The sequence below is a fragment of the Brotonthovivens ammoniilytica genome, assembly GCF_025566885.1.
GTDB lineage: Bacteria > Bacillota > Clostridia > Lachnospirales > Lachnospiraceae > Brotonthovivens > Brotonthovivens ammoniilytica.
On record NZ_JAOQJQ010000002.1, the window covers coordinates 89,799 to 106,382 of the forward strand.

General features: G+C 37.2%; 16 protein-coding genes. 11 read left to right on the forward strand and 5 right to left on the reverse strand.

Annotated elements, in window-relative coordinates:
- The first annotated feature begins 48 nt into the window (after window positions 1–48).
- The 6 genes from OCV88_RS04875 to OCV88_RS04900 all read left to right on the forward strand — a co-directional run bounded on the left by OCV88_RS04875 (window position 49) and on the right by OCV88_RS04900 (window position 5,269).
- Window positions 49–1,389, forward strand: a complete 1,341-nt coding sequence (locus tag OCV88_RS04875; RefSeq protein WP_158424461.1) for a sodium:proton antiporter — start codon at window positions 49–51, stop codon at window positions 1,387–1,389.
- Window positions 1,390–1,841: 452 nt separating this feature from the next.
- Window positions 1,842–2,576 (forward strand): nucleotide-binding protein, encoded by a 735-nt coding sequence (locus OCV88_RS04880; RefSeq protein ID WP_158424462.1) that lies wholly within the window; start codon window positions 1,842–1,844, stop codon window positions 2,574–2,576.
- An 84-nt stretch (window positions 2,577–2,660) separates the two neighbouring features.
- On the forward strand, window positions 2,661–2,864 hold the full coding sequence (locus OCV88_RS04885) for a 4Fe-4S binding protein (protein WP_262590744.1): 204 nt from the start codon (window positions 2,661–2,663) through the stop codon (window positions 2,862–2,864).
- A 15-nt stretch (window positions 2,865–2,879) separates the two neighbouring features.
- Window positions 2,880–3,959 carry a 3-methyl-2-oxobutanoate dehydrogenase subunit VorB gene (gene vorB / locus OCV88_RS04890; protein WP_158424463.1) on the forward strand — a complete coding sequence of 360 codons (1,080 nt, stop codon included), beginning with the start codon at window positions 2,880–2,882 and terminating at the stop codon, window positions 3,957–3,959.
- A 14-nt stretch (window positions 3,960–3,973) separates the two neighbouring features.
- On the forward strand, window positions 3,974–4,711 hold the full coding sequence (locus OCV88_RS04895) for a thiamine pyrophosphate-dependent enzyme (RefSeq protein WP_158424464.1): 738 nt from the start codon (window positions 3,974–3,976) through the stop codon (window positions 4,709–4,711).
- Between the two features lie 12 nt (window positions 4,712–4,723).
- Entirely contained in the window at window positions 4,724–5,269 is a 546-nt protein-coding gene (locus tag OCV88_RS04900; protein WP_158424465.1) for a 2-oxoacid:acceptor oxidoreductase family protein, read from the forward strand.
- A 115-nt stretch (window positions 5,270–5,384) separates the two neighbouring features.
- Here OCV88_RS04900 and OCV88_RS04905 read toward each other — a convergent pair whose 3' ends face one another.
- The 5 genes from OCV88_RS04905 to OCV88_RS04925 form a co-directional block, all read right to left on the reverse strand.
- Window positions 5,385–6,473 carry a glycosyltransferase family 2 protein gene (locus OCV88_RS04905; protein ID WP_158424466.1) on the reverse strand — a complete coding sequence of 363 codons (1,089 nt, stop codon included), beginning with the start codon at window positions 6,471–6,473 and terminating at the stop codon, window positions 5,385–5,387.
- Window positions 6,474–6,498: 25 nt separating this feature from the next.
- The gene (locus tag OCV88_RS04910) at window positions 6,499–8,415 is read right to left on the reverse strand and encodes a glycosyltransferase family 2 protein (RefSeq protein ID WP_158424467.1); all 1,917 of its coding nucleotides are present in this window, start codon (window positions 8,413–8,415) and stop codon (window positions 6,499–6,501) included.
- A gap of 226 nt (window positions 8,416–8,641) precedes the next feature.
- On the reverse strand, window positions 8,642–9,001 hold the full coding sequence (locus tag OCV88_RS04915; protein ID WP_158424468.1) for a PadR family transcriptional regulator: 360 nt from the start codon (window positions 8,999–9,001) through the stop codon (window positions 8,642–8,644).
- Between the two features lie 100 nt (window positions 9,002–9,101).
- Window positions 9,102–9,581, reverse strand: coding sequence for a hypothetical protein (locus tag OCV88_RS04920; RefSeq protein WP_158424469.1), 480 nt, complete (start codon window positions 9,579–9,581; stop codon window positions 9,102–9,104).
- A gap of 11 nt (window positions 9,582–9,592) precedes the next feature.
- On the reverse strand, window positions 9,593–9,988 hold the full coding sequence (locus OCV88_RS04925; RefSeq protein WP_158424470.1) for a DUF6120 family protein: 396 nt from the start codon (window positions 9,986–9,988) through the stop codon (window positions 9,593–9,595).
- Between the two features lie 274 nt (window positions 9,989–10,262).
- Here OCV88_RS04925 and OCV88_RS04930 point away from each other — a divergent pair, with 274 nt between their 5' ends.
- Genes OCV88_RS04930 through OCV88_RS04950 form a run of 5 tightly spaced genes read left to right on the forward strand, consistent with a single transcriptional unit; the run spans window position 10,263 to window position 16,463 of the window.
- Complete coding sequence (locus OCV88_RS04930; protein ID WP_158424471.1) at window positions 10,263–11,432, forward strand: hypothetical protein; 1,170 nt, start codon at window positions 10,263–10,265, stop codon at window positions 11,430–11,432.
- A gap of 1 nt (window position 11,433) precedes the next feature.
- Window positions 11,434–12,393: a hypothetical protein gene (locus OCV88_RS04935; RefSeq protein WP_158424472.1), complete on the forward strand. Its 960-nt coding sequence runs from the start codon at window positions 11,434–11,436 to the stop codon at window positions 12,391–12,393.
- Between the two features lie 9 nt (window positions 12,394–12,402).
- Window positions 12,403–13,269, forward strand: coding sequence for an ABC transporter ATP-binding protein (locus tag OCV88_RS04940; RefSeq protein WP_158424473.1), 867 nt, complete (start codon window positions 12,403–12,405; stop codon window positions 13,267–13,269).
- 10 nt (window positions 13,270–13,279) lie between these two features.
- Window positions 13,280–14,347 (forward strand): hypothetical protein, encoded by a 1,068-nt coding sequence (locus tag OCV88_RS04945; protein ID WP_158424474.1) that lies wholly within the window; start codon window positions 13,280–13,282, stop codon window positions 14,345–14,347.
- Window positions 14,331–16,463 carry a hypothetical protein gene (locus tag OCV88_RS04950; RefSeq protein WP_262590748.1) on the forward strand — a complete coding sequence of 711 codons (2,133 nt, stop codon included), beginning with the start codon at window positions 14,331–14,333 and terminating at the stop codon, window positions 16,461–16,463. The genes OCV88_RS04945 and OCV88_RS04950 overlap by 17 nt, the downstream gene beginning before the upstream one ends.
- Window positions 16,464–16,584 lie beyond the last annotated feature (121 nt).

The window sequence follows — 16,584 nt, forward strand, 5'->3', positions numbered from 1 at the left end:
GACGAAAGAGCACCGGGGACGGTGCTTTATGTTTAATTGGGGGAAAAAATGAATACATTAGAAAATATTTCACTTGTTTTTTGTATTCCATTTGTGGGAATGCTTTTGAGTATTGCGGTATTGCCATTAATTGCAGGGGAATGGTGGGAAAAAAATAAAAAATATATGGTTATTTTATGGTCCGTTTTATTTTTAATTCCTTTTGCTGTTACATATTCTGCGGGAACTATGACAGAGGTTCTGGCAGATATTATGATTAATGATTATATTCCATTTATTGTTTTATTATTTGGTCTGTTCTGCGTTTCCGGTAATATTTCTATTCAGGGACGATTCAGAGGTTCGCCAAGAGCTAATGTTATGCTTTTGCTGATAGGAACGCTGATGGCCAGCTGGATCGGAACCACGGGAGCCAGCATGGTTATGATCCGGCCGATTATCCGGGCAAATTCCTGGAGAAGAAGAAAAGTACAGGTAGTTATATTTTTTATTTTTCTGGTATCCAATATTGGAGGATGCCTGACACCTGTTGGGGATCCTCCTTTATTGATGGGATTTATGCGGGGCGTTCCTTTTTTCTGGAGTCTTCATTTACTGCCGATTATGCTGCTAAACACAGGGATTTTGCTGTCTGTTTTCTTTTTGCTGGATTTAAGAGCTTACCGGAAAGATATTTCAGAAGGTCTTGCGCCGGAGATTCGGGATATCAATGAAAAGATGAGTATTCAGGGTGTCCACAATATTATTTTTCTGATAGCAATTGTAGCTGCAGTTATTTTAAGCGGCATACTTGGAACAGTTCCCGCTTTTTCCGGTGAAATTCAGATTCTTGGAGAGGTTTCATTAGGTATCCCTGCAATTATAGAGATCGTAATTATTCTGACAGCAGCTTTTTTGTCTATGAAAACAACAAATAAAAAAGTCCGCATTCAGAATCATTTTTCCTGGGATGCTATTCAGGAAGTTGCAGTTTTATTTATCGGTATTTTTATTACGATGGAACCTGCTCTGCTGTTTTTGGAGGCCCATGGTCCTGAGCTTGGAATTTCACAGCCCTGGCAGATGTTCTGGGCTACCGGTGCCTTGTCAAGCTTTCTTGATAATACACCTACTTATCTGGTATTTTTAACAACGGCAGGGACTTTAGGAGCTTCTTCTGGAATAGCTACAACGGTAGGAACAATTATGCCTGTTATGCTGATGGCAATTTCCTGCGGTGCTGTATGCATGGGAGCTAATACATATATAGGAAATGCTCCAAATTTCATGGTGCGGAGTATTGCAGAAGGTGCCGGTATAAAAATGCCCTCATTTTTCGGATATATGGCATGGTCAGTTTCTTTTTTAATTCCCGTTTTTATTATTGACATGTTAGTGTTTTTCCTGTAAAATTAATAGTAGGTTAATATTTGCTAATTATCTATATACCATAAAAGACCTTGGAGAGAGGGACCGAAATTTCGGTCCCTCTCTCTATAACATAAACAAAAAATTAATTGCAGCAGAGTGAGAAATTATTTTTCCTCTGCTGTTTTTTTACTCTATAGGAAACACTGTGTTGTGATAAAGCTGAAAAGTACCGATTCCTATAGAGCAAAAAACGCTCCGCTATGGAACGCACTGCGGCAGAATGGAATTATGTTGCTTACGCAACCCGCCGCAGGCGGAGAATGTGCTTTGCACATTCCTTTTTACTGCTATTTAAAACCTATTCTGCAGTATCCCTGGAAAATATGGAAAAATTTATATTATATATTATATAAAATTATTCAAAAAAAGGATGAAATTTTATATTTTATATGATATGATATATTCAGCTGGAAAAAGAAAGGCAGATAAATATGAATGATACGTTTAAGAAACTAATTGGAGATAATCATAACTTCATATTTTTAGGAGAAGCCGGAAGCGGCAAAAGCGAGATTTCTATTAATTTTGCCATGCTGCTGGCTAAAATCGGTGATAAACCGGTTCATTATTTTGACATGGATATGACAAAGCCTCTGTTCCGCTCTAGAGATGTGATTCAGGAGCTTGAATCTGCAGGAATCATTTTTCATCATGAGGAACAGTTTATGGATGCCCCCACACTGGTTGGCGGTGTGAATCTGCTTCTGAGAGATGAAACCTGTTATGCTGTGATGGATGTAGGCGGTGATTATATCGGAGCCCGTTCTATCGGCGGATATGCTCCTAGAATTAATAAAGGAAATACCATCGTATATTATGTGCTGAACGCTTACCGTCCATGGTCTGATGATATTGAGCATATTGATGAAACTCTTGGAAAGATTCTTGGTGTTTCCCATATTGAACTTGGCAGAGTACATATGGTAAACAATCCAAATAATGGTCTGACAACAACAGAAAAAGAGTTTTTGGATGGAAATCAGAAAATGGCTGATATGGTAAATCCATATATTACCGTTGATTTTGCCTGCGTCAGAGAGGATCTTTATGATCAGGTAAAAGATCAGGCCGGAGTGCCTGTTCTTCCAATTCATCTGTATTTGACTTATCCATGGCTTTTGGACTATCAGTCTCAGGGAGAGGCTCCTGTTCCCGGACGGGGGTAGTGAGTATAAAAATAATGCACTAAACATTGAACCAATGTTTAAATAAATTCAACAAGTATTATGAAAGAGGAGGATTTGATCAAAATGGCAAAGATTGAGATTAGATCAGAACGCTGCAAAAGTTGCCAGTATTGTATTAAATTTTGCCCAAAAGGAGTATTGGCTGTTGGGGAAAAAGTTAATTCAAAAGGCTATGAGTATGTAGTACCAGTTAACATGGATGCTTGTATCGCCTGTTGCATGTGCGCCCGCATATGCCCGGACGGCGCGATAGAAGTGTACAAATAAGGAGGTTGAAAGATTATGGCAAGAGTATTAATGAAAGGCTGCGAGGCTATCGCTGAGGCAGCTGTAAGAGCCGGCTGTAGATTTTTCGCCGGATATCCTATTACACCGCAGAATGAAATCCCGGAATATTTCTCAAGAAGACTTCCGGAAGTAGGCGGTAACTTTGTACAGGGTGAGTCAGAGGTTGCATCTATTAATATGGTTTATGGTGCGGCTGCCGGCGGTACAAGATCAATGACATCATCATCCAGCCCGGGAATCGCATTAAAGAGTGAAGGTATTTCCTATGCGGCTGCGGCACGTGTTCCAATGGTGTATGCAAATATCTCCAGAGGAGGCCCAGGAGTAGGCGCTATCCAGCCTGCACAGCAGGATTATTTCCAGGCTACAAAAGCATCCGGAAACGGCGGCTTCCAGATGATGGTACTAGCTCCTTCTACTGTACAGGAAGCTGTTGATATGACATATAAAGCATTTGATTATGCTGACAGAGATATGAATCCTGTATTAATTCTGGCAGACGGTGTCATTGGAACTATGATGGAACCGGTAGAGCTTCCGGAAATGAAATCTGATGAAGAAATCGCTGCAATAAGAGAAAATAAGAAAAAATGGTCCTGCATCGGACATGAACTGGATTATGCAAACAGATCATGGATTCAGCCGGGACAGTGGGATACCCACAAGATGCAGGCTGAAAATGAAAAAGCTGCTGCACTTTACGAATCCTGGGAGAAAGACGTTCAGGCAGAGGAATATATGGTAGAAGATGCAGAAGTAGTTATTACTTCCTATGGTATTTCTGCACGTATTGCAAAATCTGTTGTTGATATTCTCCGTAAAGAGGGATTAAAAGTTGGTTTAATCAGAGCCATTACAGTCAGCCCATTCCCGTATAAATCCTATGACAAGATTGACTACAGCAAATGTAAGGCAGTTCTTGATGTGGAAATGTCTATTCCCGCACAGTTTGTAAAAGATGTGGAAATGGGAGTAAAAGGACGCTGCCCGATTGAAACATGTCTGTGCTCCGGCGGTAATATTATGAGCCGTGAAGCAGTCATTGAAGCTGTTAAGAAGATTTTTGAGAAATAAGGAGGATACGGAAAATGGAATTGATTTACTCTAGAACAAAAACAATCCAGGAAGACAAAGTATCCGGATTCTGCCCGGGCTGTATGCACAGTACGGTTGTAAAACTGATTGGTGAGGTTCTTGAAGAAATGAACCTTGTTGAAAAAGCAGTTATGATTACCGGTATTGGATGCTGTGGTCTTCACATGGACTATATCGCATATGACACAATTACTGCACCTCACGGACGTGCCTGTGCAGTTGCAACGGGACTAAAAAGAAGCAATCCTGACAGCTTATACTTTACATACCAGGGTGACGGTGATTTTGCATCTATCGGTCTTGGAGAATCTATTTCTGCTGCAAACCGTGGAGAAAATATCACAGTTATCTTCATTAACAATGGTATTTACGGCATGACAGGCGGTCAGATGGCTCCTACTACTCTGATGGGCATGAAAGCTTCTACAGCGCCAAAAGGACGTATTGCAGAAGAGCACGGATATCCGATGCATATGTGTGAAATTTTAAATCAGCTGACAGCACCTGCATATTTAGAGCGTACAAGCTGCAATACACCGCAGAATGTAATAAAAACGAAAAAAGCCATTAAAAAAGCTTTCCAGAACCAGATTGATGGAAAGGGATTTTCTATGGTTGAGATCGTAACAAGCTGTCCTACAAACTGGGGACTGGATCCTTTAGATTCACTGAAATTCATCGAAGAAAAAATGCTTCCGGAATTTCCACTGGGCGTAATCAGAGATAAATAGGAGGAAAGAGATATGGAAACAAATTTATGTGTTGCCGGATTCGGCGGACAGGGTGTCATGACTCTTGGAAAATTCCTTGCGTCAGCAACCTGCGATTCTACAGATAAAAACGTTACTTTCTTCCCATCATACGGCGCTGAGCAGCGCGGCGGTACAGCAAACTGCTTCGTTGTTATTTCTGACGATATGGTTGGAGCTCCTTTAGGTGACGTTATGGATGATCTGATTGTAATGAACGGACCATCTTTACAGAAATTTTTACCAACACTGAAAAAGGGCGGTACACTGTTTATTAACAGTTCTATTGTATCTGATGATATCGAAAGAGATGATGTAAAAATCGTAAAAGCACCTGTAACAGAGCTGGCCCTTGAAATGGGAAATGCGAAAGTATTAAACGTAATTATGCTTGGCGTATATGTTGGATATACAGAGGTTGTTTCTCCTGAAGTAGTATGGGGAACTATTGAGCATAAGCTTGCTAAAAAAGCAAAACTGCTGCCATTAAATAAAGCAGCTTTTGAAAAAGGTCTGGAGATTGGAAGATCCCAGAAATAGTAATCGCTTTTCGGTAAAAAATATAGATAATTAGCTTTGAGGGAAGCTGATAAGGGGAAAACACCCCTGCAGGAACGTTTCAGATTTTCTGAATCATATACCTGCAGGGGTGTTTTTATTTCAATTTCTGTTTTATTTTTCTTGGGACTTTTGTTATATATCTTCCCAGTTTATAGGAAGTTGAATTTTTTAGCTTCTGCAGCTCCGCGGATGCATTGTAACCGGAGGTAAGCATTCTGTAATAAAATCCCTCCGGATCGTTAATCAGAAACTGAATATCCTGCCATCTGGCATCGGAAAATACGTCACGATTTAATTCTCCTAGTTCTTTTGCCCGGCGAAATTCATCGGAAAACCGGTTTACATATTCTTTTTTATATTCATTTCCAATTCTGTTTAAAGTAGCGGTATAATTTGTATATTTCTTATACCAGTACATATATTTAAACCGATTCCAGATTTTTTTATCCCGGGTTAAGATTTCCCGGATAAAATCATATTCTATATTCATACAGTATACCTTTTCTCTGTTGTGTACCGAAGAATTTGGATTATCTCTGCGGTTCATATAATAAGGTCTGTCGATAATCATAGCCCGTTTTCCATAAACAAAGGTCTGAAAATAAAATCCGTTGTCCTGAAAGGATGCTCCCGGTGTTTCATTATGGCGGATATGATGTTCATTTAGAAATTCCCGGCGGTAAATGCCGCTCCAGGTATTCATAATATAATAAATAGCCTGAGGGGTTTCACTGGGATTAAAAATAGTATGATAGTCTTCTTTATGTGGAGATAAATGGTTGTAGGTAAGCTCCATATTTCCATTGTTTTCATTTCGCTTAAAACGATAAAAATCTGCCTTCACAAAATCCAGCTTGTTTTCAGATGCGATATCATACAGATCTTCATACATATTCAGGGGAACAAAGTCATCAGGCTCTACAATACCGATGTATTCACCGGAAGCTTTTGATAAACCAATATTCATGCCGATGCCATAACCCTCATTTTCTTTGTCCACTATAATAATCCGGTGGTCTTTAGCGGCGTATTCTTTTAAAATATCCAGAGAGCCATCTATAGAGCCGTCATTGATGCAGATAATTTCAATATCATGTAATGTCTGGCGGACCACACTTTCCATACATTCTGTAAGGTATTCTTCAACATTGTAAACAGGTATTATAATTGATATTTTTGCCATATGATTCTCTCTATACTTTCTTATTTTATACTTCAATCAAATCTCTAAACTCTAACCAGCGGCTGTTTCTGCCAAACTGTTCAAAGTAATGTATTTTTTCAGGGGATAAAAAGCTGCGCAGCCGGTTTTTCATTTCTTCTGAAAGAGTATGATTTTCAATAAATTTCCGGTACCAGACGAAAATATCTCTCATCTCATGTTCTAGTATCTCAAATCGTACTTTTTCTGATACGTTATTTTCATTGCAGATTTGTTCCATTATGAGATAGGATTCCAGCTGGCAGTCAAAATGCTGTGCCCGTTTGTCAATGAGAGAATTGCTGACATTCACTCTGTGTCTGATAAATAGTGTACGGGTTATCATTTTACGTTTTCCTTTTACACAGACAGAAACATAAAAAGATCTGTCATTCACGCAGAAAAGCTGATTAAACTGAATATTATTTTTTAACAAAAACTGTCTGTTATAGATTCCGTTCCATGGGACAACAGCAATATCAAAGAATTTACCAGGGAATCTCTCAAATTCCAAAAGCTTTTCATCGAAACCTCTGTCAACATCCCGCAGCTCATACAAACGGTTTTTTACTTCTTCACCAGTCTGATCGTCAATTCCTATTACAGTTGTCTTCAGCCAGTCCAGATCATTTTTATCAGCCAGATTATAAAGTTTTTCATATGCATGGGCAACAACAGTATCATCCGCATCCAGGAAATGAATATACTGCCCCCTGGCCTGTCTTAGTCCCAGGTTTCTAGAGCTTCCGGCATGGATATTCTTTTTATTTCGGATTACTTTGACATTGCTGTATCTTTGCTGATATTCTTTTAAGATTCCGGGGGTCTGATCTGTGGATGCATCATCTACACAGATGACCTCTAGAGAGATATTCTGATTATGAAGAACGCTCTCAAGACACTGGCGGATATATTTTTCGGCATTATAAACAGGAATTACCACAGATATTTTTGTTTCATACTCCTCAAAAGTATATATCATAATCTTCTGAAACTGTCTATATTCTTTCTCCATGTAGAAATAGTCTGCATTATGGCCGGTGATTTCCAGTTCCTGAAACCAGCTTTCCCGAAGCTTTGTATATAACTTAGAATAGCAGTTTCCGGAAATAGTATTCAGATTCCACAAACAAAAATGCAGCGCATAGTTAATAAAATCCCGTTTCAGTTCTTCATATAAATCATGTTCTGTTAAAACCTGTTTTAATGCGCAGAGCGCCTGATAAAAACAAAACCAGGATTTCTCCCTTGTATTTGAAAGTGATTCACTGTTATTTCTTCTCTGATGTGCCAGTACTTTATCTACATAAGTAATTTTTTCTGCCAGCACCAGGCCTGAAAAAACAAATAACAGATCATTGCTTGTACGCTGTTCCTGGAATTTCAACTGTTTTTTTATAACAAATTCTCTCCGGTAGAGCTTGTCCCAGGCCCAGCCTACAAATGTTTTAAAGATGTTATCTGTAATTTCACGAAAACAAAAGGGTGTGTAGGGCGGCAGGGTATGTTTTTTAAATGCATAATCTGCACTTTTATATTGGTTTGTATCATTCAAATATTGATCACAGCGAAAAACGGCAAAATCTGCATTGTCTGATTCGATTTTTTCAACTGCCAGTTCCAGCATATCCGGTTCAAAAAAATCATCGGAATCCAGAAAGGAAAGATAAGTTCCAATGGCATGTTTTAATCCAAGATTTCTGGCAGCGCCCGCTCCGGCGTTTTCCTGATGCAATAATTTAATACGGCTGTCCCTGGCGGCAAAGCTTTTTAAGATCTCCGGTGACCGATCATCAGAACCGTCATCCACGCAGATAATTTCTATATTTTTTAATGTCTGGTGAATAATACTGTTCAGACACTGTTTTAAATATTTCTCATTATTATAGACCGGCATAATTACAGACACGATTGGCTGGCTCAATTTTTTCCTCCTGATATTTACGATAAATATATTTTTCTCAGAGATACATTCCTTTTACAGGATTTGACTGGTATGTATCAATCCGGTATTAATATTATACTATATAAATTTTTTCAGAATGCTAAACTCTGGTTAAATCGAAATGTAGTTTTGGATAATTATTCCCTTAGAATGTAAAGATATGCAGATCTGAGAATTTCAGACAAAAAAGAGCAGCTCCTTTTGCTTAAGGAGTCTGCTCTGTACTATTTTTTGCGGGCTGAAAATGTAAAATGCGCTGGATGCCCTGATGAACTTCATTGTAATCCTCCAGCAGCTGCTGGTAATATTTTAATCCTTCCGGTTCCAGATGATAATAGACACGAGTCATCCGCTTGCCTACCAGGCGCTTTTCATCACTGATAAATCCTTTATCCATCAGTCGGTATAGGGAAGGGTATAAAGAGCCTTCCGGTATTTTCAGCAGTCCTTTGGACCGCTCATCAATCATTTGTGTCAACTGGTATCCGTAACAATCGCCTTCCTGTAATATACACAGAACCAGCAGCTCTACGGATCCCTTTTTAAAATTGTTTTTATTATTCATATAGAAATCCTTTAATTATTCAATAAGCTTTATATTTACTATACAAAGATATTATGTCCTGTCAAGTATTTAACAAAAAAGATTTGCTGTTATATCAGTTTTATGATAATTTTCCGTTTTTATCACAGTTAAGAGACACGCTTTTTGTTACGGTCTGCATTACCGTAGTGTTTAAATATAATTTAGCCGTTGCTTTTGCAGTTGCAGTAGAGCCGCTTTTAGAAGCGCTCTTGGAACTTATTTTCCAGGTTGATATCTTAGAAGCAGCTGATACGGCAGAGTTTGTACATTTGGATGAACTGCCATTGTATGTAAAAGTCCCTGTAACTTTTACATACCATAAGCTGGTACCGGATGAATTTTTATAGGTATAAGTTTTCGCCCCTTTTTTTGTGGAAGCTGCGGCAAACAGCTGCGGGCTGTCTGTTTCTTCTGTAATTGTGATCTCACAATAATCCCCATTAGCTAACTGTAAAATTTCAGTGGAAAATATCTGTTCAGCAGGTGCTGCGGCAGATAGAGTTAAAGGACATAGTAAAAGAACAGCTGCAATGATAAAACATAGTATTTTTCTATTCATAATAAATTCTCCTATTCAAGTTCTTCGATGGTAATAATTTCCTGACTAATTGTTGATTCTTGTACTGCCTTAGAAGCTTTGTAATAGCTGACAGAAAAAACTACCGCGGCAACGATAAATACAATCAATGCGGTTATTACACATATTTTAATGGTTCGTTTTAGTGACAGACATTTTGACAAATTTTCTTCCGGCATTTCTGTTAAATAATTAAAAACAATTTCCTGGGGGGCTCCAAAATGTGCTTCCAGCTGTTCACAGGTAATATCATTTTCTGACGCAAAATCAAAGATAGAATTCTGCAGATCTGAAAGAAATGTTTTAATCTGTGAGTTGTAAATAGGAAATAGGGATTTTGTTTGTCTGATAAAAGATTTTATAATCTTATCTGTATTTTTTTCAGTCATTATATTTTTCCTTTTTAGTAATATTTAATATAGTTTAAATATATCGGTTAATAATAGTGTAGTCAATACTATTATTAACTAAATATATGTTGACATGGAATATATGAGAATTTATAATTTTATTATAAATTGTCTGATTTTAGATAAGTCAGTGACATGTTGTATAAAAACTATATATATTTCTTACATATTATATTTTTATGTAGCAAATAAACTTTATTAATCAAATGGGCTGCGGCTTTTATGCCGCAGCCCGGCAAGGAGTTATACAAAGATGAAAAAAATAATATCTGTCTTGTTAATGATAACTGTTATTCTGACTTTTGCTGGCTGCGGGTCTTCTAATAATATATTATCTTCAGAATCTGCAGAAGAAAGTGATAAAGATGTAAGTAATTCAAATATATCAGATCAGTCTGATGCGCTTTTGGATGTGCAGCAGTTTGCAAAACAATATGGCTTATCACGTATGTACGCAGATGATGATTACGTGCTGTTTGCGGGAATGCTGGATAAACAGGTTCATATGGGATTGATGAATGTAATCAGCGGACAGCTAAAAACATCACAGGTATTTTCAGATATTTCTGATTTCAGTAATATTGATATATTTAAAGGCAGATATGTTTTATATACAGATAACAAATTTATGGTATTAAATGAAAATCTAGAAGTGGAGGATGAAATAAGTTTTACCGGTCATGAGGAATTCTCTGCTTTCAGCCATGGGTTAAATAAGAATTACTGTGTAGATCCCAATACAAAAACCATTTATTATTGCAGAACTGACATCTATGAAAATGATACCTGGTATATGGGTCTGTATCAGACAGATTATCAGTTTCAGGATCAAAAATTATTATTTAAAACAACGGCCAATACAGAGAACCAGTATCAGCTGAACAATTTTGTAGAAATGTCCTGTTCCTATGACGGCAGTTTGTTATATTTTACCGGAGAATATATAACGGCATCTTCCGATCAATTTAAAATGTGTTACGGGGTCTATGATCTTGGGAAAAATACATTGTCAGAATTAAAAACAACAAAAGTGCAGATGGAAATGCGGCCTTTTTTAAATGGATGCCTGTATTTTGATTCTGAAAATAATAATGTAAAAGAGAATAGAAATGGTTATGCAGATATTTTCTACAATGATGGTACTTTTGAGAAGTTTCAGTTTAATCAAAACTTAGAAAGTGGAAATGTTTACATTTCGGCAGACGGAGCAAATATTTGCAGCAATATAATAGATGATAAAGAAGAAGTAATAAAAAATAGTCTTCACATATATGACAGTTCATCCGGTGAAATTATAAAACAGTTTGATGTTGATAATTTTATAGAATGGCTGATCGTAGTAAAAGATAAGGTTTATATCTCTGTCTGTGATACTGATGGAGAGTATACACTGAAAAGTTATGAAATGGAGGAAGTAAAATAAAATGAAAAAGACAGCGGTATTTTTTCTGATAGGCTGTATGTTTTTAGGAGCCTGCCAGACAAAACCAGCAGAAAAAAGCAGCATCACCAGTACTGCCGCAGAAGAAAATCCCTTTGACAGTCAGGCAATGGAGCAGGATACTTCTTCTATTCAGGCTTCTTATGGATTTGGAATTGTCAATGGAAATGAAGAAACAAAAGAACTGAACTGTACAAATGGAGAAGCTGATGTCGAAATTGAATTTGAAAATGGAGATACAGAATGCCAGGCAGGGGTATTATTGTTTGTGGATGGCATTTTGCAAAAATACCAGACCAAAGATCAGGAGCAGCTTCAGGTCATGCACACACTGAAGTTAAAACCTGCATCAAAAGAAAGCTTTCATTTTTATTTTACACCTGAAATCGGCGTATCCGGAAAGAAACATCAAATCAATGCTCTGGCGGTTTTTGAACCTGATTTTACAGCAACAAAAGATAATATGGCGTATGGGAATTACGGACATGGAACACCATTTGGACAGTGGGTCCTTTGTACAGATGAGCTTCAAAACCAAAAGAAATTTTATCAGGAGTTTCAAACACAGAGTGTCAGTACAGATGAACACAGTTATCTATGCAGGATTTTTCAGGGAGATACGGAGATTACAGATATGATGCAGGCCAAAGATGAGACATCTTTAGATATCCATCTTAAGGGGGAGACGGCTGATAAGAAAAAATACCGGCTATGTCTGCTGATTAATAATCAGCTAGTAGAAGGTGCTTTTCAGGGAAATGATTATGCGGAGGTTACAGCATCAAAGACAGAAGAGGCTGTAGTGTCTGCGTATTTTTCCCCAAAAGATCTAAACTTAAAGGAAAATAACACAATTTATGCATGCTATGTGCCATATGAGCTGGATACCAGTGTAAATGGACTGATGGCTGATAAATCAGATTCTATATTACTTTTAAATTAAGAGGAATTTATGCTAGAAATAAAAAATGTAACTGTCAGGTTTGGAAAAAATACAATTTTAGATCATATTAATTTGAAACTGGAGCCGGGAATTTATGCATTGCTGGGTGAAAACGGAGCCGGGAAAACAACACTGATCCGTGTACTTACAACATTGCTTGTTCCTGCATCCGGCAGCGTTTTGTATAATGGAACAGATATTCAAAAGCTTGGCAGCAGATTTCGGGATAAAGTAGGCTATATGCCTCAATATGCTTTTTATTATCCGGATTTTTCTGCAGAAGAGTTTTTAAAGTATATGTGTATTTTGAAGCATATTCCAAAAAAGGAGCAGAAAGAACGGATTTGTCAGCTTTTACGCAGTGTGAATCTGGAGCAGGAAAAACGAAAAAAAATCGGTAATTTTTCTGGGGGAATGCGGCAGCGGCTTGGAATTGCACAGACACTTTTAAATGATCCTGAGATTATTATTTTGGATGAACCTACCGCAGGGCTTGATCCTAATGAAAGAATCCGGTTTCGTAACCTAATATCCGAAATATCAAAAAATAAAATTGTGCTTCTTGCTACACATATTGTACAGGATGTGGAATTAACAGCAAATCATGTGATATTAATGCATAAAGGAAAAATTCTGGCCGCCAGACAACCAAGGATGCTGTTAGAGCAGGTAAAAGAAAAAGTAGTAGAACTTTGTCCGGATGAATCTGATATTGAAATGATTACTCAGACATATACCGTCAGTAATATGATATTTGACGGAAATAGAACCCGTATGAGAATTGTATTGGGAGAGGATGAATGTCCGCCGGAAGGGGGACAAAAAGTTTCACCAAATCTGGAGGAGGCATTCTTGTATTATATCCAAAAAAGTTAGGGTGACTATTATGTTGAAATATGAGTTTCGAAAATTTTTAACAAATAAGTTCTTCTTTTTCCTGTTATGTGTTTTTACCATCATAAATTTGTGTTATATAAAAAGCCAGATTATTCCTGAAAACTCAGTACAGGAGTTAGAGGTATACAGTAAAATCAAAGGTCCGATCATCAATGAAAAAGTATCTGCATTTGTAAAAGAGGTACAGCAGGCAGATCAGACCAATCCGTATTATGGAATCTATTTAGATGATTATGATGCACTGGAGTATGCATATAATTATGAGGAAAATATACAGCAGGTCATAAAAAAAGCCGAAAATAATGTAGAGAATGCCAAATTGGATTCCTTCGAAAAGAAAAAAAATAAACAGATTACCAGGTATTATTCTCATCGGAAGCTGGAAGCTTTTTATCACATGGACGATGAAAAAGCATTGTTAGAATATGACTTTTCTCAGGGAATAATACTGATTTTTCTGCTTCTTGGGGTTCCTTATATCAGGGTATATGAAAGAAAGGGAGGTATGGACCGGCTGTCAGCAACCTGCAGTCATGGACAGTGGCAGGTTCGCGGGGCAAAAACCGCATTTTTGGCAGTTCTAACGCTGATATTATCAGTGTTTTTTTCTATTACGGATCTGATTGGATTTGCAGTTTTTGGAGATCTGGATGGATTGGGACAGCCATTGTATGCAATATCTGATTTTTGTTTTACACCGGTACATATGAAAATTATTGCCTTTTTCTTTGTAAGTATTTTGATACGTTTTGTGGGGAATCTGGTTATTGCCTTTCTAATTTATATTTGTTCTGCAATATTTTCTAATGTACTGTTAATTTTTATCAGCGGCGGCCTGATTACGGCAGCTTTTGTTTTGATTACAGTATATACGTCATTTTCTTTCAGCCCAGTACTTCTGATTAAAAATTCAGTACTTTTTAAGGAGTATTCTGCTGTAAATATCGGGGGTTTTCCGCTGCTGATGATTTATATACTGCTGCTGTTATATACAGGAATTAATATTGTTATGGCTTTTGTAATAATAAAGGGAAAGAGAGATGCAGTTAGCAGGTAGAGAAATATATCACATTTTAATAAAACGAAGAGGAATACTGCTGTTGATTATTTTTATTCTGGCAGAAATCATAATGTCAGTTTCAGGAATCAGAAATTCCAGAGACATCATTTATGCTGTGGAAGATGATAAGGTACAGTACACAGAATATATGGAAGTACTTTCCGGTCCCCATACAGAAGAGAAAAAAGTATTTGTTAATGACCTGTTCCAGCAGGTTCAAAAAGCAAAAGAAAAACAAAATGAGACAGTTGACCGTTATATAAGGGGAGAAGCAGGAAAAGAGGAGTTTTACCGGACATCAGAAGAATCAGAGGAACTTTTGTCTCATGAACAGATTATTAATCTGCTGGAGAATCAGCTTTTATATATTTCTGAAAATCCGGAACAAAGATACTGGATTTATGAGAACGGCTGGATTGGTTTTTTCAAAAGTAATTCCATGGATATTCTGCTGATGGTTATTATACTAGTGGGAGTACTCCCTGTATTTTCTATTGATTATGAGCGGGATATGGATATGCTGAACCAGACTACCAGAAGCGGCGGCAGCAGGTTGTATCACAGCAGAGTATTGGCAGGGGTGTTATTTGCAGCTGTATGTACAGCTGTCCAGATAGCAATTAAATTTATCATCACAGAAATCTATTTTGGTCTGGAGGGGGCCTCCTATCCTCTGCAAAGTGTGCAGGAACTTTTTGCAGGACATCCCTGGAATGTTTCCTGTCTGAGTGCTGCAGGGCTTTTACTTGTTTTAAGGATAATAGGAGCAGCATATACGGCTTTGCTGATTATGAGCTTATCTGTATGGTGCCGCAGACTGCTGAATACCGGTGTTTTATCAGTGGCATTTATTTGTATACCATTGTTTATTTTTAAAGAAAGTAAACTATTTCAGCTTCCGCTTCCCACGTCTTTTTTATGGGGAAATGGGTTTATTACAGGTGTATGGAATGAGGATACTGGGATGCAGGACTTTTTTTCTGCTTTATCTGTAAAAAAAACATGCGGCATAGCTTTGATTATTATGGGATTGCTTTATCTGGCCGCATGGATACGGTATAAGAACTTTAGAAAAATAAAACGGCTATTAAAAAAAGCAGGACCATTATGTCTGGTTTTTGGATTGTTATTATTTCTTCCGGCCTGCAGTGTACAAAAAAATAGTAATAGCAATCCGGATCCTGTAACTTATCAAAAAGGATTAAATGAGGTGCTTAAAAGTACGGATCAGTGGACGCTTTATCTGGATCATCAAGTATGGTATAAAACAGATACCGGCTCTCTTTCTGATCAGGAGCTGCTGGCAGATCCCTTTGCCACAAAAGAGACATATGACAATATTCTCATCAGCGGTGTCCAGGGAAACATATGCTATTATTTAAAAAAAATAAATACAGAGCAGGAACTGCTGGATTATGAATTACATGCATTGGAGTTAAATACAGGCTCAGATAAGATATTAATTCGCAAACAGAATCATTCTATTAAAGGAACAAATTTTTTAAATCTTTATAAAGAATCTGTTCTGACAGTGCATACCAGCCAGCAGATGCAGAACTTCAGTATTCATGGATTTTGGGTGGAACAGGGATATCTATATCTGTTCCGAGGAGATGATATTGTCCAGGTCAGCTTAACAAATGGTAAAGAGCAGGTATTAATTGATGATATCTATGATTCCAATTTTGTATTTATGAATGGAAATATTTATTACATTAATAAAAAATATATGCTGCAAAAATATTCCATCTCAGACAGGCAGACGGAACTGATATCTGATAAGATGGTTATGTCTGTATATGGTAACCATAACAAAGTATTATTTTCTGCTGCTGATGAAAAAATTTATTTGTGTGAAGAGCCGTATCCATCAAAAGCAGTGGGCAGTGGAAATTATATCGTTTTTCAAATGGATGATACGGTATTTTATTATACAGAAGATATGAGAACCATATACCGCTCAGATTACAGCATGAAAAACAGACAAAAAATTTATACCTGTGAATATGATCTTCTGGACTTTTCTGTCAGAGGAGACAAAATGATAATAACATATACTCCGGATTCAGATATGAATCATACAGAAACAGAGTTTTTGCCAATAAATGAATAAGCTAAATTTTATTTTATCAAAAAAGGAGCGGATTTCTTTTGCAGATGTACCCTTCTGAAAGCCGGACTTGAAAATCTGACTTTGCAGAAGGATGCATTCTGCCCTGAAAAACTGCTCCTTT